The sequence below is a fragment of the Rhodococcus sp. 21391 genome, assembly GCF_016772255.1.
GTDB lineage: Bacteria > Actinomycetota > Actinomycetes > Mycobacteriales > Mycobacteriaceae > Rhodococcus_F > Rhodococcus_F opacus.
This window is the reverse complement of record NZ_CP063781.1, coordinates 4,610,689-4,630,941: the sequence shown is the minus strand read 5'-3', so window position 1 is coordinate 4,630,941 and position 20,253 is coordinate 4,610,689. Positions and strand designations below refer to the sequence as shown.

Sequence of the window (20,253 nt, the reverse complement as noted above, 5' to 3'; positions counted from 1 at the left end):
GCCAGCCTCTCCCTTCACCCGCGGCCCAGTTCGACGATCTCGTCGAGACTCTCCTGCAGGCACGACATGAGCCGCGCCGGCTCGGTGACGGCGGCGGTGTCGAGATTGATGCCGATGCAACACGTGCCGACGTGGGAGACGAGGGTGGCCATGACCGCGCAGCCGGGGGCCGGGCCGAACGGGAACATCCGCTCGATCCGGGCACCCGCGAGGTACACGGGCACGGGGACACCGGCGACGTTGCTGGCCTGTAGATCGAGTCCCGTCGACTGCGAGAGGTACCAGTTCGCCAGCACCACCGTCGGAAGCCGGACCAGGAGCGGGGCGGCCGAATCCAGCAGTCCGAGTGCGGGTTCCTGGCGCAGCCCCAGGATGATCGCGCGCACCTTCTCGATCCGCGCGACGGGGTCGCGCTCACCGACCGGTCCGGCGAATCGGGCCGCGGCGAACCGGTTGCCACCCGTGGGATCCGACGCCGAACGCATGCTCACCGGCATGCCCACCGGAATCGTCTCGAGGTCGTGGCCGAACGATTCGTGGTAGCGGCGGAACCCGCCCAACAGGGCCGCCACGTACGCGTCGTTCAACGACCCGCCGGCGACGTGAGCGGCGGAACGCAGTTCGTCGACACTCACCTCGAGTACCCCGAACCAGCGTCCCAGTCCGCGGTCGCGGAGCAGGTCCGAACCCGTGGTCGGGGGAGGTGTCACCACCCTGCGGATGGAGTTCGCGTAACCGGCAACCTCCGTGACACTGCCCACCGGATCGCCGACGACGGTCATCGCCGTCCGCACCGCGCCCCGGATCAGGCCGCCGAGACGACCGGAGGCGCTGCGCACGTTGTCGAGTGCCTGCTCGAACAGGGCACCACCGCCCGACATCTGCTCCGGTAACGGCGCAGGGCGATCCGGTTTGTCCGGCGACGGTTCGGGGCGCCTGCTGTGCAGCAGCGTCATCAACTGGATGCCGCCGAGACCGTCCGTGATGCTGTGGTGCGTCTTCACCACGTAGACGGCGCGGCCGTCGTCGAGTCCCTCGATGAGCATCGCGCTCCACGGCGGCCGGGCGCGGTCGAACGGCTCGGTCGCCATGTGCCTGCACATCCGCAGCGCGTGGTCGAACGTTGCCGGCTCCGGCAGGCGCACCCGCGACAGGTGATAGTCGAGATCGAACTCGGGGTCGACCGACCACATCGGGTTGCCCAGCCGCAACGTCGGCTCCACCACCCGCATCCGGATGCGCGGCACCATGTGCGACGCCCATTCGTGGGCGCGCACCAGCCGGTCCCAGTCCGGCGGTTTGTCGAGCACGTCGACCGCGACGATCGGTGAGCGCAGCTTCGGCTGCACCTCCTCCATCCGCCACATCCCGGTCTCGAAGTCGGACATCGTGCGGTCCGCTCCCCAGGCGACGTCGGAGAAATCCACGTCGACGGCACTCGGCGGTATCAGAGGTTCGCCGTCGGCCATGCCCACCCTCATTCGGTTGCTCGAGTTGCCCTCAGCTGCTGCTTTTCCAGTGTGGACCCGCCCCGCAGACCGCGTCCCTGGTTCCGGCGGATTACGCACCGGACTTTCTGTCTAAGGTGAGGACGTGCCGACTCTCCACCACGCGACGCTCGACAGGATCGACCCGGCCACGCTCTACCGGATCATGGTGCTGCGGACCGACGTGTTCGTCTTCGAACAGGGCATCGTGTCGGAACCCGAACTCGACGGACGCGACCTCGAACCGACCACCACCCAGTTCTGGGCGGAGGAGGACGGCGAGGTTCTCGCGACACTGCGGGTGCTGGCCGACGAACCGACACTGCATCTCGGACGGGTCGCCACCGCCGCCCCTGCCCGGGGGCAGGGGCTCGCGGGACAACTGCTCGAAGCCGTGTTCGAGGCGTTCCCGGCACCCATCGAGATCTCCGCCCAGGCCTACCTCGAAAACTGATACGGCCGTTACGGTTTTCGCAGAACCGGTGAGAACTACCTCGAGGCGGGCATCGACCACCTTCCGATGAGGCGCTCCGCGCCCGTGCGTGGTTGACGAGTCTCCGGACTCCTTCATCATTCACGGAGTTGTCGTAGGCTGCCGACATGGCGAAAAGCTTCGAATACTCCGAACAGATCGCGTACCCCCTCGACCGGGTGCACGCGACGGTGACGGATCGGGCGTTCTGGCAGCATCGGTTCGAAGAGGCGCCGGAGAAACTCACTCTCGACGACAGCCGCGGCCCCGGCACTCTGACGGCGACGATGCGCGACACCATCGGCGCGTCGTCCCTCCCCGGGCTCGTCCGCAAAGTCGTCTCGGGTGAACTGAAGGTCGAGCGTGCCGACGAATGGGGTGCACTCGACGGTGACCGCGCCGACGGCCGGATCAGTGGAAGCTCCACCGGGATCCCGGTGAAGATCGAGTGCACGTCGGTGCTCCGCGCGTCGGTCGACGTCACCGTCCTGGATGTAGCCGGATCGGTGCAGGTCAAGATTCCGCTCGTCGGCGGACAGATCGAGTCCCTCGTCAGGAAGCTGGTCGGCGACATGGTCGGGCAGGACCGCGACGCGATCGAGAAGTGGCTCGGCGACAGCTGACGCTCAGGCCCCGGACGCCGGGCCGTCGAGTTCGACGTCCAGTGTGCGGGCACCCGGTCCCGCCGTGCCCAGCCGGTCGTGGGTGTTGACGATCGCGCAACTCCCGAGCGACAGGCACCCGCAGCCGATGCAGCCGGTCAGGTTGTCGCGGAGCCGGATCAACTGCTCGATCCGCTGATCCAGATCCGCGTGCCACCTCGTCGAGAGCTTCTCCCAGTCCTTCCGGTTCGGCGTGCGGCCCTCGGGAAGGGTCCCGAGGGCGTCCCGGATCTCGGCCAGCGGAATCCCGACCCGCTGGGCGATGCGGATGAACGCGACCCGCCGCAGCGTGTCCCTGCGATAGCGACGCTGATTGCCAGACGTCCGCCTGCTGGTGATCAGCCCTTCGCGCTCGTAGAAGTGCAACGCCGACACCGCCACGCCACTGCGCTCCGACAGCTGTCCCGGCGTCAGTTCCTTGGCTCTCCACTCGGGCATCTCCACGACAGGCAACCTTTCACGCGGTTACCTGAACAATACTCGAGGTCAGTCGCGGCGGAGATGTCCGTGCAGGTGGTGCGTGAGCGGAGTCAGGTCGTGCGCCATCCACAGGTCGTACGTGAGGTCGCCGCCGCGCACCGACAACTGTCGCCGGATGCTGTGCACTGGTTTCGCGTCCGGCGACGCGCTCAGCGCCACCATCGACAACTCGATGGTCCCCTCCCGGATCTGACCACGGTGGATCTCGGTGAATCCGGTCGGCTGGGCCACGAGCAGTTCCGCCTCGTCCTCGGCGACGAGCCGCAGGAACCCGGACTCCGAGTGCAACGGCCGCCCGCTGCCCGCCTCCCGTGTCCGAGACCGGTACGCCAGGAACGGTTTACCGGTGGGGGCGAATTCGATCTCCTCGGTGTACGCGAAGTTGTCGATCGTCGGGTATGCGCCCTCGCCCTCGCCGCGCCACAGACCGGCGAACTGTGCCAGGGCGGAGGGAACGGACGGAAGTGGGGGCGTGTTCGCAGACGAACTCGCCGCCGCATCCGAGTGCGCCGGCGAGAGAGTCGAGTTCTCGTCCATGAGATACCTCCGCCGTTTCACGGTACTCGCCTGCGGCGCCGAGGGACACGGTCGGCCGCGAAGTGTTTGAGCGTGCCTGCCGGGCCCCCCGGCATTACCGTCTAGACATGAACGCGTCCGGTTCTGCACCGCTGGGGGCCAACTCCGAAGTCGGGCAGCTGCGTGCCGTCCTCCTGCACCGGCCCGGGGACGAACTGAAGCGGCTCACGCCCCGCAACAACGACCAACTGCTCTTCGACGGACTGCCCTGGGTGGACCGCGCGCAGGAAGAGCACGACGCGTTCGCGGACCTCCTGCGCTGCCGCGGCGTCGAAGTCCTGCTGCTGTCCGACCTGCTCGCCGAGACACTCGGCGCCAGCGGCGCCGCCCGCATACAGGGCATCGGCGCAGCCGTCGACCCGCGCAAACTCGGGCACACCCTGGCGCAGGAACTGGCCGCGCACCTTCGCGGTGTCCCGGCCCCCGAACTCTCCACCATCCTCACCGCGGGGATGACCTTCGACGAACTGCCCGTCGCCGCCAACACGGCGTCGCTGGTCCGGCGCATGCACCACGGCGGCGACTTCGTCATTGACCCGCTGCCCAACCTGCTGTTCACCCGGGACTCGTCGTTCTGGATCGGACCCCGCGTGGCGATCACGTCCCTCGCCCTGCCCGCCCGCGTCCGCGAGACGTCCCTCACCGACATCATCTACGCCCATCACCCGCGTTTCCGTGGCGCCCGGCGCGCCTACGAATCCCACACGGCCCCCGTCGAAGGCGGCGACGTCCTGCTCCTCGCACCGGGAGTCGTCGCCGTCGGAGTGGGGGAGCGCACCACGCCGGCAGGCGCCGAGGCGTTGGCGCGCAGCGTCTTCGAGGACGAACTGGCACACACCGTGCTGGTGGTGCCCATCGCGCAGGCCAGGGCGTCGATGCACCTCGACACCGTCTGCACGATGGTCGACCACGACGCCGTCGTGATGTACCCGATCATTCAGGACACGCTGTCGGCGTTCACCATTCACCGCGAGGACAAGGGCGTGTCGATCCGCGGAGCGGACCCGTTCCTGACCGCGGCCGCCGAGGCCATGGGCATCGGCAAACTGCGCGTCATCGACACCGGACTCGACAACGTCACCGCCGAACGCGAGCAATGGGACGACGGAAACAACACACTCGCACTCGCACCCGGCGTCGTCGTCGCGTACGAACGGAACGTCGAGACCAACGCCCGGCTCGAGGCGTCGGGAATCGAGGTACTGCGGATCGCCGGTTCCGAACTCGGGTCGGGCCGCGGCGGACCCCGCTGCATGTCCTGTCCGGTGGCCCGCGACCCGCTGTAGGCGGCTCCGCCGCCCGTGCGCCTTTCTGGTAGTCGGAGCAACCAGAAAGGCGCACGGGCGCGCAGTGCCTAGAGGACCTGGCGGACCTTCTCGGCCGGGCGGGCGAGGACGGTGCCCTTGTCCGTCACGACAATCGGTCGCTCGATGAGGATGGGGTTGTCCACCATCGCTTCCAGCAGTTCGTCCTCGGACGCCTCGGTGAGCGCGAGCTCCTTGAAGACGGCCTCCTTCTTACGGATCGCCTCGCTCGGCTTCAGCCCGGCGTCGTCGAGAAGTTTGCGCAGCCCGTCCCGCGAGGGCGGGGTCTCGAGGTACTTCACGACGGTCGGCTCGATGCCCGCGTCCCGGATCAGTCCGAGGACGGTGCGGGACGTGTTGCATCGCTGGTTGTGGTAGATGGTCGCGGTGTTCGCCATACCCGACATTCTGCACCGGGGAACAAACGCGCCCTCAGGGAGCGCTGAACCTGAGGTAGTAACTCGTGAATAGTCGACGAAAGAGGGAGATCGATCATGGCCGAGCACAGGGACGCGACTCCGCAGCGCATCGTCATTGCGGGTGGACACGGGAAAATCGCCCGTCACCTCATCAAGATTCTCACCGCGCGCGGTGACCGAGCGGTCGCGCTGATCCGCAATCCCGATCACGAGCACGAGGTGGCGGCGCTCGGCGCCGAACCGGTGGTGATCGATCTGGAGACGGCGAGCGCGGACGAGGTGGCGAAGACGCTCGTCGGTGCGGACGCCGCGGTCTTCGCCGCAGGCGCAGGCCCGGGCAGCGGTATCGCCCGCAAGGACACCGTCGATCGCGGGGCCGCGGTTCTCCTCGCGGACGCCGCCGAGAAGGCGGGAACGCGGCGATTCGTCCAGATCAGTTCGTTCGGGGCGGGGGAGCCGATCCCCGAGGGCACCGACGACGTGTTCGCGGCCTACCTCGTCGCGAAGACGGCCGCCGAGGAAGACCTGCGCGCCCGGACCCACCTCGATTGGACGATTCTCCGCCCGGGCGGTCTGCTCGACGACGACCCGACGGGTCACGTCACGCTCACTGCGCCGCCCCTCGAGCGCGGCACCGTCCCGCGCGCCGACGTCGCCGCAGTGATCGCGGCGCTTCTGGATCACCCGGAGACTGCGAAGAAGACGCTCATGCTGACGTCCGGTCCGACGCCGATCGAGGAGGCCGTCGCCGCGGTGTGAGCATTGCGGCGCCGCAACCGCGCAACTACGGTCTGATACAACGTGTGGAACAACGGAGGTGGCGCCGGCCGTGGACATCGACATCGATCCGGATTCGTCGACCGCCCCGTTCGACCAGTTGCGATTACAGATCATCGAGCAGGTGCGCAGTGGGCAGCTGATCGCGGGAACGAAGATCCCCACGGTCCGCGCGCTCGCCGTCGAGGTGGGTCTCGCACCGAACACGGTCGCCAAGGCGTACCGGGAACTCGGCGAGCAGGGTGTCATCGAAACCCGGGGCAAGCAGGGCACGTTCATCGCGAGCGGCGGTGACCCCATTCGCGCCGGGGCCGAGAAGGCCGCAACCGGGTATGTGCAGGAACTGCGGAAGTTGGGGGTGTCCGACGAGGAGATCCTCGGCTTCGTGCAGTCCGCTCTCCGCGGCGCCGAATGAGGTCGGTGCCGTCTCCAGAAGGTGTGACCCCAGAAAGGTAGACGCTCGGTATGGCTTCCGCACTCTTCCGCGACCTCGCACTACTGATTGCCCGGATCGGACTCGGCGTCGTCTTCGTCGCGCACGGCTGGCAGAAGTTCTTCGACTACGGAGTGAAGGCCACACAGGCGTCGTTCGCGGACATGGGCGTCCCACTGCCCGACATTTCGGCTGTTACGGCGGCCACTATCGAACTCGCGGGTGGATTTGCTCTCATCGTGGGAGTGGCCACACCGGTCGCCGGAATCCTGCTGTTTCTCGACATGCTCGGAGCGCTGATTCTGGTGCACGCGGACAAGGGCGTCTTCGTCGCGAACGGAGGGTACGAACTCGTCGTCGCACTCGGCGTCGGGTCGCTACTTCTCGCCGTGATCGGTGCCGGACGCCTCAGCATCGACGGGCTTCTCGGAAGAGGCTCGGGGTGGGGAAAAATCGCAGCGTAACGATACCGTAGGCTGGGTCTCGATTCGGTGTGAAGCGGTGGGCTAGCTTGCTTTTACCATCGAAAATGACCAACGTAGTTGTTCATGGCAATGAATACTGATCTGCCTGATCAAGGTTCCGAGACCGCTGGCGCGAGCGCCGGCGGAGGGCTCACACGGGTCGGTGTTCGCACCGACCACGTCGTGTTCTCCGCCGCTGCCGCCGCGGTCTCGGCAATCGTCGTCTGGGGGCTCGTGGCCCCCGACAATCTCGACACCACGACAGGTAAGGCACTCGACTGGCTGGTCACCGACATGGGCTGGTTGTTCGTCCTGTCGGCGAGCGGGTTCGTCCTCTTCTCACTGTGGCTCGCGTTCAGCAAGTTCGGTCAGATTCCGCTCGGCAAGGACGGCGAGCAGCCCGAGTTCCGGACGGTCAGCTGGATCGCGATGATGTTCAGCGCCGGCATGGGCATCGGACTGATGTTCTTCGGTGTCGCCGAACCGCTCGCGCACTACGTGACACCCCCTCCGGGTTCGAACGGTGGCATCGGAACTGCGATGGCCACCACCATGTTCCACTGGAGCCTGCACCCCTGGGCGATGTACGCGGTTGTCGGACTGTCGATCGCGTACGGCTCGTACCGCAAGGGTCGCAAGCAGCTGTTCAGCTCCGCATTCATCCCACTGCTCGGCCGCCGTGCGGAGGGGCCGATCGGCAAGTTCATCGACGTCCTCGCCATCTTCGCGACGCTGTTCGGCACCGCCGCTTCGCTGGGCCTCGGCGCACTGCAGATCGGTTCCGGCTTCCAGGTCGTCGGGTGGATGTCGGAGGTCAGCACGTTCCTGCTGGTCGCCATCGTCGCCCTGCTGACCCTCGCGTTCGTGGCGTCCGCCGTGTCGGGTGTCGCCAAGGGAATCCAGTGGCTCTCCAACACCAACATGGTGCTCGCCGTCATCCTGGCACTGTTCGTGTTCGTCGTGGGACCGACGGTCCTGATCCTCAACCTGCTGCCCACGACGATCGGCGCCTACGCCGCGCAGCTCGCGCAGATGTCGGCCCGCACCGGAGCGTCGTCCGATCCGGCGACCGGCGAATGGTTGTCCTCGTGGACCATCTTCTACTGGGCGTGGTGGATCTCCTGGACCCCGTTCGTCGGCATGTTCCTGGCGCGCATCAGCCGCGGCCGCACCATCCGCCAGTTCGTGGTCGGCGTGATCGTGGTGCCGAGCGCCGTGAGCCTCGTGTGGTTCGCGATCTTCGGCGGCGCCGGAATCAGCGAGCAGCGTGACGGAATCGACCTCGCCGGGCAGGACACCCAGGAGGGGCAGCTGTTCGGCATGCTCAATCACCTGCCGCTCACCGGCATCACGACCGTCCTGGTGATGGTCCTCGTGGGGATCTTCTTCGTCTCCGGCGCCGACGCCGCATCGATGGTGATGGGCACCCTGTCGCAGCGCGGTTCGCTGGAACCGCAGCGCTGGGTGGTCGTGTTCTGGGGTGTGCTCACCGGAGGCGTGGCCGCGCTCATCCTGTGGACCGGCGGCGACACCGCGCTCGACGGACTGCAGACGATGACGATCATCGCCGCGGCGCCGTTCGTCATCGTGATGATCGGGTTGTGCTTCTCGCTCTACAAGGATCTGTCCCGCGACCAGATGATCGTCGACGGCCGGGAGATGCGGAGAGAGATGCGGAGGGTGGCGGCGAAACGTCGTCGCGACCGGATCTCGTCCCGCTAGAGCACTAGAGAAACAGTCTGCGAGCCGCTCGGTGTCCCACGGGACCCGGGCGGCTCGACTCATTCCGGGGTCAGCGCCAGCTGGGATAATTCCGGGGTCAGCGCCAGCTGGGATAATTCCGGGGTCAGCGCCAGCTGGGAAGCCACAGTTGGTGCTGCCACGTGTCCGGGGTGATCGGGACGGCCGTGAGGATCGGCCACAACCAGATGAAGTTGGCGACCACGAGCCCCACATAGAGGCAGACGGCGAGCAGGCCGGTGGTCCGGCGTTCGAACGACGCCTTCGCGCTTCCCAGGATGTCGCCCAGGACCAGCGCGAGACCCATCACCATGAACGGCGCCAGCGCCACCGCATAGAAGTAGTACATCTGGCGGTCCAGGGTGGTCAGCCACGGCAGGAACGCGGCGCCGTAGGCGGTGAGGACGGTGGCGTAACGCCAGTCCTTCCGCACCACGGTCTGCCACAGCGCCCACGCGAGCATCGGCAGTGCCAGCCACCACATGGCGGGCGTCCCGATGAGCATGACGGCCTTGACGCAACTCGACGCTCCGCAGCCGGTGACGTGATCGCCCTCGGCGAAGTAGTACAGCATCGGGCGCAGACCCATCGGCCACGTCCACGGCTTCGACTCCCACGGGTGATGATTGCCCGCCGAATTGGTGAGGCCTTCGTGGAACTCGAGGACGTTGCCGCTGTAGTACCACAGCGAGCGGAGCGCGCCCGGCACGAACGACCAGGGGCCGCCCGTCCCGATCTCGTTGCCCACGGCATGCCGGTCCACGCCGGTCTCGCTGGCGAACCACGCCCAGTAGCTGGCGAGATACACGAACAGCGGCACGACGACGAGCGCGTACAGCGCCGGGCCCACGTCGCGGACGCCGGCACCGAACCACGGACGTCGCACCCCGTAGGCCCGTCGGGCCGACACGTCGAATGCGACGCTGAGCAGCCCGAAGAACACGATGAAGTAGACGCCCGACCATTTGGTGCCGCACGCGAGACCCAGCATGATCCCGGCGCCGAATCGCCACCAGCGCACACCGAGGCGTGGGCCCCAGTCGCTGTCGCCGATCCGGCCCTCGTCGTATACGCGGGCCATCCGCTCGCGGACCTGGTCGCGGTCCACGATCAGGCAGCCCAGAGCGGCGACGGCGAACAGTGCCAGGAAGATGTCGAGCATGCCGAGCCGGGAGGACACGAACGTGACGCCGTCCGCGACCAGCAGGATCCCGGCGAGGCCGCCGATCAGAGTGGATCGGGTGAGCCGGCGGACGATGCGGATCACCAGGAGGACCATGATCGTGCCGGCCACCGCGGAGGCGAAACGCCAACCCCAGCCGTTGTAGCCGAAGATCGCCTCGCCCATCGCGATCAGCTGTTTGCCGATCGGCGGATGCACCACAAGCCCGTAACCGGGATTGTCCTCGAGCCAGCCGCCGGTGAGCACCTGCCAGCCCTGCGGCGCGTAGTGCTTCTCGTCGAACACGGGAGTGCCCGCGTCCGTCGGGTAACCGAGCATCGTGAACCGGGTGATCGCCGCGATCACCGTGACGAACAGGGTGACCACCCAGCCGCGGGCACGGTCGACTGGACCGAAGTCGGGGGGCGGCACGAGCGGCGCCGGTCCGACCATGGACGGCTGTCGTGCGGAGGGCGTCGGTCGCTCGTCCGTCAGCATCGTCACGCCGCAATCGTAGGCTGTGGGTCATGACTGGTCGCCTAGTGCTCGCCGCAACACCGATGGGGGACGTGGGTGACGCCTCGCCGAGGCTGCGTACGGCGCTGGAGACGGCCGACGTCGTCGCCGCCGAGGACACCCGCCGCACCAAAGCCCTCGCCTCCGCTCTCGACGTGACGATCACCGGCAAGGTCGTCAGCTTCTACGACCAGGTCGAGACGGCCCGGCTGCCCGCGCTCGTCGCCGATGTCGCGTCCGGCAAGACCGTTCTCCTCGTCACAGACGCCGGCATGCCCTCGGTCAGCGACCCCGGGTACCGGCTGGTGTCGGCGTGCGTGGCCGAGGATCTGGCGGTGACGTGCCTGCCCGGACCGTCGGCGGTGACGACGGCGCTCGCGCTGTCCGGGCTGCCCGTCGAACGGTTCTGCTTCGACGGCTTCCCACCCCGGAAGCAGGGCCAGCGCAAGACGTGGTTGCAGGCGCTGGTCGCCGAGCAACGCGCCTGCGTGTTCTTCGAGGCGCCGCACCGGCTCGCCGACTGCCTGGCCGACGCGGTCGAGGTGCTCGGTGGAACCCGCCGCGCCGCCGTCTGCCGGGAACTGACCAAGACGTACGAGGAGGTCCGCCGCGGCACCCTCGCCGAACTCGCCGAGTGGGCCGCCGAGGGTGTCCGCGGCGAGATCACGGTGGTGGTGGAGGGTGCCACGCTCGTTGCGTCCGACCCCGCCGACCTCGTCGACGAGGTGGAGCGACTCGTCGCGGACGGCACCCGGCTCAAGGACGCGTGCGCGCTCGTCGCCACCACCGGTGTGTCGAAGCGGGAACTCTACGAAACGGTGCTGGCCTCCCGGAAGGACTAGGCGGCCTGCGAGCGTTACCGCCGGAGGGCACGCTCCCCGGGAGCCAGCGAGGCGTCGTCGGCGGCCGCCTGCCCTGCGTACCAGCCGTTGGCGTCGACGGCCCTGCCGCGCGCCTTCTTGGTACGCGGAAACAGACGGTCGAACTCGGCGTCGACGGCCTCAGACTTGGTGGCCAGAATCGGGAGCAGATCGTCGACGGGAATCGACGCCTCGTCGGCGGCCTCGGCCGTGGCCCGGCTGTCGGCGTCGCGCAACCGCTGCCCGATGCGACTGGCGAAGCCCGCGAGGAAACCCTTGCGGAACGACGTGGTGCGGGAACCACTGCGACTGTCGGCGTCCGCGAATTGCATTGCGCGCGTCGCCTGCACGAGCAGCGACGTGAACAGCATGTCGACCTGCTGGAGATCGAGGGGGGTTCCGACCACGGTCGCGATGGCGAGGGAACTGAACCACACGGTGCGCACCCGGTTGGAGTCGCCGATCTCGGTGAGAAGGTGCACCTTCTCCTTGACGTACGGATTCTCCAGGTGGATGCGGCGACTGTGCACCGCCGTGTTGCCCACCCCGCTCTGGGTGTGGAGGAGAGCGGCGTTGATCGCGTAGCGCGTCATCAATTCCTGCGCCTTCGCGGTGAAGATCTCCGCCTCCTCCGCGAAATCGGTGGCCTCGGCCTTCGCGAGCAAACCGCGGATCCTGTTGAGCACCTTCGCGTCGGCCTCGGTCTCGCCCGGCACCGCCGCGGCCGGGTCGGCGACCCGCACGACTGGCCACGCCGACGGCGGGGGAGCGAGCACCGTCCAGCCGGGCAGATTCGTCCACGTCAGCGACAGGTCGGTGAGCTGGTAGACGGAGTGGTACGGGTCTTCGAACAACAGTCCGGCCGCGAGCGCCCGAACGTCGGGACCGTCGACCGGAACGCGCCCCGCCAGGTGCGACGCGCCTGGATACTGCTCGCCGATGGTGCGGAGTTGCTCCACCCAGTCCCGCGGCGCCCGGTGCACGGCGCGCGTGCGCTCCGCCTCGTGCAGCACCAGGGCCGCCGCCAGCGCCGCCTCGGACGGCTCCTTCGATCTCCGCGCCAGATGCACGACGTCGGCGGGCTGCCATCCACGCTCGTACGCGGCCGACAATTCACCCATCAGGGTGTGGACCGCCGCTGCGGCCTGAGGGCTCACTTCGTCGTCGAACACGCGCGCTCCGTTCCCGAATCCACCGTGAGGAGATCGAATGTATGTTCTATTCGGCGTCATGGGGGAGAGTGTGCATGCGGGGTCCGACACGAACGGACCCCGCGTGGATCAGTCCTCCACGTAACGCGGGAACACGCCCGACGGCGCGGGCAACGCGGTGCCCGCCACGATGCGCGTCGGAAGGTCGCTGAACTGCCGCGCATCGGCCTTCTGGCCGAGCAGGTCGAGGATCTTCTCCGCGGCGTCCGGCATCACCGGCTGCACGAGAATGCCGACGATCCGCACCACCTCGAGCGTCACGTACAGCACCGTCGCCATCCGCTCCGGATCCGTCTTCCGCAGAACCCAGGGCTCCTGCTTGGAGAAGTACCGGTTGGTCTCGCCCAGAACCGACCAGATCGCCTCCAGCGCCAGATGCAGTGCCTGGACGTCGTATTCGGCGCGAACCCGCTCGAGCAGCGCATCCGCCTGCGCGAGCATCGCCGTGTCGTCCTCGGTCAGCTCACCGGGGGTCGGGACCCGGGCGTCGCAGTTTTTCGCGACCATCGACAGCGACCGCTGCGCGAGGTTGCCGAGCTCGTTCGCCAGGTCGGCGTTGATCCGGGTGACGATGGCCTCGTGGCTGTAGCTGCCGTCCTGACCGTAGGAGATCTCACGGAGCAGGAAGAAGCGCACGGCGTCGAGGCCGTACTGCTCCACCATGGCGACGGGGTCGACGACGTTGCCGACCGACTTCGACATCTTCTCGCCCTTGTTGTAGAGGAATCCGTGCACGAAGACGCGCTTCGGCAGTTCGATTCCCGCCGACATCAGGAACGCCGGCCAGTACACCGTGTGGAACCGGGTGATGTCCTTGCCGATGATGTGCAGGTTCGCCGGCCAGAACTTGCCGAACTGCTCGGAGTCGGTGTCCGGGTATCCCGCGCCGGTCAGGTAGTTGGTGAGCGCGTCCACCCACACGTACATGACGTGCTCGGGATGGCCGGGGACCGGAACGCCCCAGTCGAACGTCGTGCGAGAGATCGACAGGTCCTTCAGCCCGCCCTTGACGAAGCTGACGATCTCGTTGCGCCGCGTCGCGGGTGCGATGAACTCAGGGTTCTCCTCGTACAGCCGGAGCAGCTTGTCCTGGTATTCGGACAACTTGAAGAAGTAGGTGGACTCCTCCGTCCACTCGACCGGGGTGCCCGTCTCGGTGGACAGGCGTGAACCATCGTCCTGCAGCGTGGTCTCGGCCTCGGTGTAGAACGCCTCGTCGCGGACCGAGTACCAGCCCGAGTACGTGTCGAGATAGATGTCGCCGTTGTCGAGCATCTTCTGCCAGATCGCCTTGCTGGCTTCTTCGTGATCGGCGTCCGTGGTGCGGATGAACCGGTCGAAGGAGATGTTCAGCGTCTTGTCCATGGCCTCGAACACGTCCGAGTTCCGCGCGGCGAGCTCACGGACGTCGATGCCTTCCTTGGCCGCCGTCTGCTGCATCTTCAGGCCGTGCTCGTCGGTTCCCGTCATGAAGTAGACGTCGAACCCGTCCAGACGCTTGAAGCGTGCGAGGGCGTCGGAGGAGATGTACTCGTAGGCGTGGCCGATGTGCGGGACGCCGTTGGGGTACGCGATCGCCGTCGTCAGATAGAAAGGTGGCCGCGAGGCGGTGGAATCAGCAGCATTCATGGTGCGACCACTCTATCTGCGCGCCGCCGTTTCGTGACGCGCAGATTCGGGTTCTAGGCCGGTCCGGTGTCGTCCTCGTCGGTGACGGCGCGTGACTCGTACGCCGCGCGGGCCGACTTGTTCGTGGACCTGACCTGGTCTGGAACCATCCGGCGGATCGCGAAGTCACGGGCGAACTGCGGAAAGACGGTGACCAGCCGGGCCAGCGGACCGACGTACCGGGGGATGGTGACCTCGAACCGGGGCCGGTGGATCACCGCGACGACCGTCTTCGCGACGTCGGCCGGCGTGAGCAGTCTTGCCGCGCCCGTCGCGGTGCCGGCCGCGAGTTCGGTGTCGACGACACCGGGCATGATCACCGAGATCCGCACACCAGACCCGCGCAGCTCCTCGCGCACACCGGTCAGGTAGCCGAGCACGCCGTGTTTCGTCGCGGCGTACGTCGACTCGCCGGGTGGTGCGACCTTCGACGCCAGCGACGCCACCGTGACGATCTGGCCGCGGCCGCGCTCACGCATCGCCGGCGCCGCCAGTCTCACCCCGCGAATCACACCGTGCAGGTTGACGGCGAGCTGCCGCTCCGTCGCGGAGTCGGGTTCCTCGTCGAACTTCCCGACCCACATCACGCCCGCGTTGTTGACGAGCACGTCGATCGGGCCCCAGTGATCCTCGACGGCTGTGAGGAATGCCGTGAACGACGCGGTGTCGGTGACGTCCAGTTCGAGACCCTCCACCGTCCCGCCCGTCCGGCCGAGTTCGTCCGCCGTCCTGCGGGCGGCGGCGCCGTCGACGTCGCCGATCGCGACCCGGGCGCCGGCCAGCGCCAGCTGTCGGGCGATCTCCCGCCCGATTCCTCTGGCACCGCCGGTCACGGCGATCACGCGGCCGTTCATCGAGCTCGAAGTCATGGACACGGCTCCCTCCCCGTCCAGGAGAAAGTACCGCATGTGACACGTGCGGCGGCGGCGTCGACAATGTCCGCATGAGCAAAGACCGTCCCGCCCCGGAAGCCCCTGCGCCGCTGTTCCCGCTCGTCGATTCGCACACCCACCTCGATGCGTGTGGTGCCTCGGACGCCGCGAGCGTCACGGCGATCGTCGACCGGGCCGCCGCGGTCGGGGTGGAGCGGGTGGTCACGGTGGCCGACGACCTGGCGGCCGCGCAGTTCGCTGTCGACGCGGCGCACTGGGATCCCCGCGTCTACGCGGCCGTGGCCATCCACCCGACGAGGGCGAACGTGCTCGACGACGCGACGAGGGCGGAGATCGAGCGACTCGCCGGCGATCCCCGGGTGGTCGCGGTGGGGGAGACGGGACTCGACTTCTACTGGCCCGGGAAACTCGACGGCTGCGCCACGGTCCCCGAGCAGACCGAGGGCTTCCGCTGGCACATCGACCTCGCGAAGCGGCTCGGCAAGACGCTGATGATCCACAACCGGGAGGCCGACCGGGCGCTGCTGCAGGTGCTGCGCGAGGAGGGTGCGCCGGAGACGGTGATCTTCCACTGCTTCTCCTCGGACGCCGAGATGGCGCGCGAGTGCGTCGACGCCGGTTACGTCCTCAGCTTCTCCGGCACGGTCAGCTTCAAGAACGCGAAGGCCTTGCGGGAAGCGGCCCCGCTGGTGCCGTCGGATCAGTTGATCGTCGAGACGGATGCGCCGTTCCTCACCCCGCACCCGTTCCGGGGCGCCCCGAACGAGCCGTACTGCCTGCCGTACACGGTCCGGGCGCTCGCCGAGATCCGTGGCGAGGAGCCGGACGACCTGGCGAAGGCGTCCACCGCGACCGCCGAGCGCGTGTACGGCCTCCGGCCCGTGAGTGGTTAGCGAGTCCCTGGACTCGTGTGTGTGCTCAGGGCCGAAGGCCCTATGTTGAAGTTTCAACTTAGAGAACTTAAGATCGTTGCCTGTTCAACTAACGGTCGTCCCGGTCGCGCGGGGACACCACGATGAAAGGCACATCCATGAACAACCCCGCAGTCCGAAGCCTGGGAATCCTCGTCGCCCGCGTGGGCATCGGCATCATCTTCCTCGCCCACGGCTGGCAGAAGGCCTTCACCAACGGACTCGACGCCACGACCGCCGGCTTCGAGGCCATGGGAGTTCCGGTTCCCGGCATCTCGGCATTCCTCGCGACGTGGATCGAGCTGATCGGCGGAATCGCACTCATCATCGGAGCGGCCGTCCCGATCTTCGGCATCCTGCTCTTCCTCGACATGGTCGGCGCCTTCTTCCTCGTGCACGCCGACAAGGGAATCTTCGCGAGCGAGGGCGGCTACGAGCTGGTGCTGGCACTGGGCGTCGGCGCACTGCTGCTCGCCGTCGTCGGATCGGGCCGATTCGGTGTCGACGGACTGCTCGGCGACAAGGTGCCGTGGGCGGCGAAGGAACGCGCCACCGTCTGACCCCCATGTGAGTGGCGAAGCGTCCCCCGGCACGCTTCGCCACTCACATGTCAGAGGACCTTGTTCAGGAAGTCCTGAGTACGGGACTGCTGCGGGTCGCCGAAGATCTGCTCCGGAGTTCCCTCCTCCACCACGTAGCCGTCCGCCATGAAGATCACCCGGTCGGACACCTCGCGAGCGAAGCCCATCTCGTGCGTGACCACGACCATCGTCATGCCGCCCTTCGCGAGGTCGCGCAGAACCTGCAGCACCTCGCCCACCATCTCGGGGTCCAGCGCGCTGGTGGCCTCGTCGAACAGCATGATGTCCGGGTTCATCGCCAGGGCCCGCGCGATCGCGACGCGCTGTTTCTGCCCACCGGACAGGTTCGCCGGCTTCGCGTCCGCCTTCTCCGCCAACCCGACCTGCTCGAGCAGCCGGACCGCCGTCGCCCGCGCCTCGTCCTTGGAGGCGCGCTTGGTCTGCACGGGCGCGAGCATCACGTTCTCGATCGCCGTCATGTGCGGGAACAGGTTGAAGTGCTGGAAGACCATGCCGATGTGCTGACGCACCCGGTCGATGTCGATCTTCTTGTCGCTCACGTCGAACCCGTCGACCACGACCTTGCCGTCCGTGATGTCCTCGAGCCGGTTGAGGCAGCGCAGGAACGTGCTCTTGCCGGAGCCCGAGGGGCCGATCACGCAGACCACTTCACCGCTCGCGATGTCGACGTCGAGGCCCTTGAGGACCTCGTTGTCGCCGAACGACTTCTTCAGGCCCTTCACCCGGATCTTCGGGTCGGCGGTCTCGGCCTTGTTCTCTGTCACCGGTGTCTCGGTCACTTGTTGATCCTCTTCTCGAGCCGGTTCGACAGCTTCGTCAACGCCATGATGATGATGAAATACATCACACCGATGATCAGCCACATGTTGAAGGACTGGAAGTTGCGGGCGATGATGATCCGCCCGGTCTGAGTGAGCTCGGCGAGCCCGATCACGGACAGGATCGACGTGTCCTTCAGCGTGATCACGAACTGGTTGATGTACGACGGGATCATCGTCCGCACGGCCTGCGGCATCACGACCTTCTGCATCGACTTCAGGTAGCTGATGCCGAGGCTCCGGGACGCTTCCATCTGGCCCTTGTCGACGGACAGGATGCCGCCGCGCACGATCTCGGCCATGTACGCGCCTGCGTTGAGGCTCAGCGTGATGATGCCCGCCGTGAACGCCGACATCTGGAAGTCCAGTGCCGCCGGGATGCCGAAGTAGATGAAGAACGCCTGCACCAGCAGCGGGGTGCCGCGGAACACGTCGACATAGGTGGTGCCGATGCCGCGCAGGACGATGTTGGTCGACACCCGGAACAGGCCGAAGATCGCGCCGAGGACGAGCGCGATGGCGATCGAGACCACGGTCAGGACGATCGTGAGCCACAGGCCCTCGAGCAGCAGCGGGTAGGTGCTCTTGATCAGGCCCAGGATCGAGTTGTCGTCGTCGGATGCGTCGGAGTTGAGGTAGGTGTCGAGGATCTCGTCGTACTGGCCGCTGGCCTTCAGGTTGGCGAGCCCGGTGTTGAACTCTTGCAGGAGCTGCGCGTTCTGGCCCTTCGCGACGGCGAACCCGTAGCTGGCGCCGGGGACCTTGTCGGTGACCGTCTTGAAGCCGTTGCCCTGCTTGATGCCGTAGGCGAGGACGGGGTAGTCCTCGAACACGGCCGCCGAGTTACCCGTGCGGACCTCGTCGAACATGCTCGACGAGTCGGCGAAGTACTTGGTGGTGAAGCCGTACTGGTCCTTGATGGACTCCGCGTACGTGGCGCCCTCGGTGCCGTTCTTGACCGCGACGGACTTGCCGCGCAGGTCCTCGTACGAGGTGATCGAGTCGTTGCTCTCGAGCACGCCCATCTGCACGCCCGACTCGAAGTACGGATCGGAGAAGTCGAACGTCGCCTTGCGGGCGTCGGTGATCGACATGCCGGCGATCATGCCGTTGGCTTGACCGCCGGTGACCGCCTGGAGTGCGGCGTCGAATCCGACGGGGTTGACCTGGTAGGTGAACCCCTGGTCCTCGGCGATGGCGGCGAGGAGGTCCATGTCGATTCCGACGAGCTTGCCGCTCTCGTCCTGGAACTCGAACGGGGCGAACGTGATGTCGGTGGCGATCGTGTAGTTGTTGCCCGGAGCGGGCTCTTGTGCGCCGGCGAGGCCGGGCGCGACGAGTGTGACGAGCAGCGTCAGCGCGGCGATCACCGCGGGCACTCTCGGACGTCTGACGAGTCTCAGAAGTCGATCGGATCTGCTGCGCACGGAACCCCAGCTTTCTCAGTCAGTAGTGCCCGGTCGCTTCCGGGCCTCTTGGTGCATGTCGCAAGATACTGCGTTTTGCACGTGGTCCGGACCAGAAGCGTTTCGGCGCGGTGAAGTGAAAACTGTCCCCGATCTCAACCTTTTCGTGATCTCGCACGCAGGTCGTAGCGGCAAAGTTGCCAGACCATCGCCGATTCGTTACCGTACCGTGATCAAACCTTCGCCAGCCTTGGGATTTCATGTGTCGCCTTTAGCCAGAATCAACAACGCCAAATCGCCCCTTCTCTACGTAGTCGTCGCGGCACTGCTCGCGACGCTCGTCGTGGGCGGTGCGCTGGCAGTGGCGCGGCACAAGACCGTCACGCTCGACGTCGACGGCGAGACCATCTCGCTCGGCACGATGGCCTCCGACGTCGGCGGCGCGCTCGACGACGCCGGATACACCGTCAGCGAGCGTGACGCGGTCGCCCCCGCTGCCGACGCGTCGCTCTCCGACGGCGACACCGTGGTGTTGCGGCGTGCCCGCGAGATCGACCTCACGGTCGACGGGCAGCCGAAGACCGTGTGGACCACCGCCCTCACCGTCGACGACGCGCTGAAGCAGTTCGAACTCGCCGACGACGTCCACGTCTCGGCGTCCCGCTCCGAGCGCCTGCCGCTGGAGGGCACCGCGCTCGAGGTCGTCAACGCCAAGCTCGTCAAGGTCGCCGACGGCGGCGCACCGCTCACGGACGTCCGACTGGCAGCCCCCACCGTCGGTGCGCTCCTCGCGGCCAACGGCGCGCCGCTCGAGCAGGCCGACACGGTCGTTCCACCCGCCGACGCCCCCGTCGTCGACGGCGCCGAGATCCACGTGACCCGCGACCGCACCGAGACGCGCACCGAGACGCTGCCCATCGCACCGCCCGAGAACCGCGTCGAGGATCCCGCGCTCGACAAGGGCAAGACCGTCGTCGAGAACCCCGGAGTCCCCGGCGAGCGCACCGTCACCGCATCCGTGAAGACGGTCAACGGTGTCGAGGCCGGACGTCAGGAACTCAGCTCGCAGGTGCTCCGCGAGCCCGCGCCGGCACTGGTCAAGGTCGGCGTGAAGGAACTCGCCATCTCCAACGCCTCGACCTGGGATTCGATCGCGCACTGCGAGGCCACCGGCAACTGGGCCATCAACACCGGCAACGGGTTCTTCGGCGGACTGCAGTTCACCCAGAGCACCTGGGAGGCGTTCGGCGGAAGCCAGTACGCCGCCCGCGCCGACCTCGCATCCCGCGAACAGCAGATCTCCGTCGCCGAGAAGGTCCAGGCGGCGCAGGGCTGGGGCGCATGGCCCGCCTGCACCAGCAAGCTCGGACTCCGCTGACGGTCTGAAGTAAA

General features: G+C 67.3%; 20 protein-coding genes and 1 pseudogene. 11 read left to right on the top strand and 10 right to left on the bottom strand.

What is annotated here, in order from left to right:
* Positions 1-14 precede the first annotated feature (14 nt).
* Complete coding sequence (locus GO592_RS21500) at positions 15-1,469, bottom strand: wax ester/triacylglycerol synthase domain-containing protein (RefSeq protein ID WP_202714952.1); 1,455 nt, start codon at positions 1,467-1,469, stop codon at positions 15-17.
* Between the two features lie 124 nt (positions 1,470-1,593).
* Here GO592_RS21500 and GO592_RS21495 point away from each other — a divergent pair.
* Positions 1,594-2,037, top strand: a pseudogene (locus GO592_RS21495) (GNAT family N-acetyltransferase).
* Positions 2,038-2,087: 50 nt separating this feature from the next.
* Positions 2,088-2,582: a DUF2505 domain-containing protein gene (locus GO592_RS21490; protein WP_144285724.1), complete on the top strand. Its 495-nt coding sequence runs from the start codon at positions 2,088-2,090 to the stop codon at positions 2,580-2,582.
* A gap of 3 nt (positions 2,583-2,585) precedes the next feature.
* On the opposite strand, the gene soxR is transcribed toward GO592_RS21490, so the two are convergent.
* Both soxR and GO592_RS21480 read right to left on the bottom strand, forming a co-directional pair.
* Positions 2,586-3,065 carry a redox-sensitive transcriptional activator SoxR gene (soxR, locus tag GO592_RS21485; protein ID WP_164059234.1) on the bottom strand — a complete coding sequence of 160 codons (480 nt, stop codon included), beginning with the start codon at positions 3,063-3,065 and terminating at the stop codon, positions 2,586-2,588.
* Positions 3,066-3,107: 42 nt separating this feature from the next.
* Positions 3,108-3,638, bottom strand: a complete 531-nt coding sequence (locus tag GO592_RS21480; RefSeq protein WP_172650230.1) for an FABP family protein — start codon at positions 3,636-3,638, stop codon at positions 3,108-3,110.
* A 107-nt stretch (positions 3,639-3,745) separates the two neighbouring features.
* Between GO592_RS21480 and GO592_RS21475 the strand changes: the two genes are divergently transcribed.
* The gene (locus tag GO592_RS21475) at positions 3,746-4,963 is read left to right on the top strand and encodes an arginine deiminase (protein ID WP_172650231.1); all 1,218 of its coding nucleotides are present in this window, start codon (positions 3,746-3,748) and stop codon (positions 4,961-4,963) included.
* A gap of 68 nt (positions 4,964-5,031) precedes the next feature.
* On the opposite strand, the gene arsC is transcribed toward GO592_RS21475, so the two are convergent.
* On the bottom strand, positions 5,032-5,388 hold the full coding sequence (gene arsC / locus GO592_RS21470; RefSeq protein WP_202714951.1) for an arsenate reductase (glutaredoxin): 357 nt from the start codon (positions 5,386-5,388) through the stop codon (positions 5,032-5,034).
* 87 nt (positions 5,389-5,475) lie between these two features.
* On the opposite strand from arsC, the gene GO592_RS21465 reads away from it, so the two are divergent.
* The 4 genes from GO592_RS21465 (at position 5,476) to GO592_RS21450 (ending at position 8,796) form a co-directional block, all read left to right on the top strand.
* Positions 5,476-6,159: an SDR family oxidoreductase gene (locus GO592_RS21465; RefSeq protein ID WP_172650233.1), complete on the top strand. Its 684-nt coding sequence runs from the start codon at positions 5,476-5,478 to the stop codon at positions 6,157-6,159.
* Between the two features lie 58 nt (positions 6,160-6,217).
* Positions 6,218-6,592, top strand: coding sequence for a GntR family transcriptional regulator (locus GO592_RS21460; RefSeq protein ID WP_005238723.1), 375 nt, complete (start codon positions 6,218-6,220; stop codon positions 6,590-6,592).
* A 50-nt stretch (positions 6,593-6,642) separates the two neighbouring features.
* The gene (locus GO592_RS21455) at positions 6,643-7,074 is read left to right on the top strand and encodes a DoxX family protein (protein ID WP_172650234.1); all 432 of its coding nucleotides are present in this window, start codon (positions 6,643-6,645) and stop codon (positions 7,072-7,074) included.
* Between the two features lie 90 nt (positions 7,075-7,164).
* Positions 7,165-8,796: a BCCT family transporter gene (locus GO592_RS21450; RefSeq protein ID WP_237737243.1), complete on the top strand. Its 1,632-nt coding sequence runs from the start codon at positions 7,165-7,167 to the stop codon at positions 8,794-8,796.
* Between the two features lie 124 nt (positions 8,797-8,920).
* On the opposite strand, the gene GO592_RS21445 is transcribed toward GO592_RS21450, so the two are convergent.
* Positions 8,921-10,429, bottom strand: a complete 1,509-nt coding sequence (locus GO592_RS21445) for a dolichyl-phosphate-mannose--protein mannosyltransferase (protein ID WP_202715215.1) — start codon at positions 10,427-10,429, stop codon at positions 8,921-8,923.
* A gap of 74 nt (positions 10,430-10,503) precedes the next feature.
* Between GO592_RS21445 and rsmI the strand changes: the two genes are divergently transcribed.
* Positions 10,504-11,334, top strand: coding sequence for a 16S rRNA (cytidine(1402)-2'-O)-methyltransferase (gene rsmI, locus GO592_RS21440; protein WP_054248094.1), 831 nt, complete (start codon positions 10,504-10,506; stop codon positions 11,332-11,334).
* A gap of 14 nt (positions 11,335-11,348) precedes the next feature.
* Here the strand turns inward: rsmI and GO592_RS21435 are convergent, their stop codons facing one another.
* The 3 genes from GO592_RS21435 to GO592_RS21425 all read right to left on the bottom strand — a co-directional run bounded on the left by GO592_RS21435 (position 11,349) and on the right by GO592_RS21425 (position 15,139).
* Complete coding sequence (locus tag GO592_RS21435) at positions 11,349-12,524, bottom strand: DUF2786 domain-containing protein (RefSeq protein ID WP_202714950.1); 1,176 nt, start codon at positions 12,522-12,524, stop codon at positions 11,349-11,351.
* Positions 12,525-12,632: 108 nt separating this feature from the next.
* Entirely contained in the window at positions 12,633-14,192 is a 1,560-nt protein-coding gene (gene metG / locus GO592_RS21430) for a methionine--tRNA ligase (RefSeq protein WP_172650237.1), read from the bottom strand.
* 53 nt (positions 14,193-14,245) lie between these two features.
* Positions 14,246-15,139: an SDR family oxidoreductase gene (locus tag GO592_RS21425; protein ID WP_172650238.1), complete on the bottom strand. Its 894-nt coding sequence runs from the start codon at positions 15,137-15,139 to the stop codon at positions 14,246-14,248.
* A 35-nt stretch (positions 15,140-15,174) separates the two neighbouring features.
* Between GO592_RS21425 and GO592_RS21420 the strand changes: the two genes are divergently transcribed.
* On the top strand, positions 15,175-16,017 hold the full coding sequence (locus GO592_RS21420; RefSeq protein ID WP_172650239.1) for a TatD family hydrolase: 843 nt from the start codon (positions 15,175-15,177) through the stop codon (positions 16,015-16,017).
* Between the two features lie 137 nt (positions 16,018-16,154).
* Entirely contained in the window at positions 16,155-16,595 is a 441-nt protein-coding gene (locus tag GO592_RS21415) for a DoxX family protein (RefSeq protein ID WP_005561737.1), read from the top strand.
* Positions 16,596-16,645: 50 nt separating this feature from the next.
* Here the strand turns inward: GO592_RS21415 and GO592_RS21410 are convergent, their stop codons facing one another.
* Both GO592_RS21410 and GO592_RS21405 read right to left on the bottom strand, forming a co-directional pair.
* A complete protein-coding gene (locus tag GO592_RS21410) occupies positions 16,646-17,416 on the bottom strand; it encodes an amino acid ABC transporter ATP-binding protein (RefSeq protein ID WP_202714949.1) in 771 nt (256 codons plus the stop codon).
* Positions 17,413-18,882 (bottom strand): amino acid ABC transporter substrate-binding protein/permease, encoded by a 1,470-nt coding sequence (locus GO592_RS21405; RefSeq protein WP_373418917.1) that lies wholly within the window; start codon positions 18,880-18,882, stop codon positions 17,413-17,415. The genes GO592_RS21410 and GO592_RS21405 overlap by 4 nt, the downstream gene beginning before the upstream one ends.
* A 241-nt stretch (positions 18,883-19,123) precedes the next feature.
* Between GO592_RS21405 and GO592_RS21400 the strand changes: the two genes are divergently transcribed.
* Entirely contained in the window at positions 19,124-20,239 is a 1,116-nt protein-coding gene (locus GO592_RS21400; RefSeq protein WP_172650242.1) for a resuscitation-promoting factor, read from the top strand.
* Positions 20,240-20,253 lie beyond the last annotated feature (14 nt).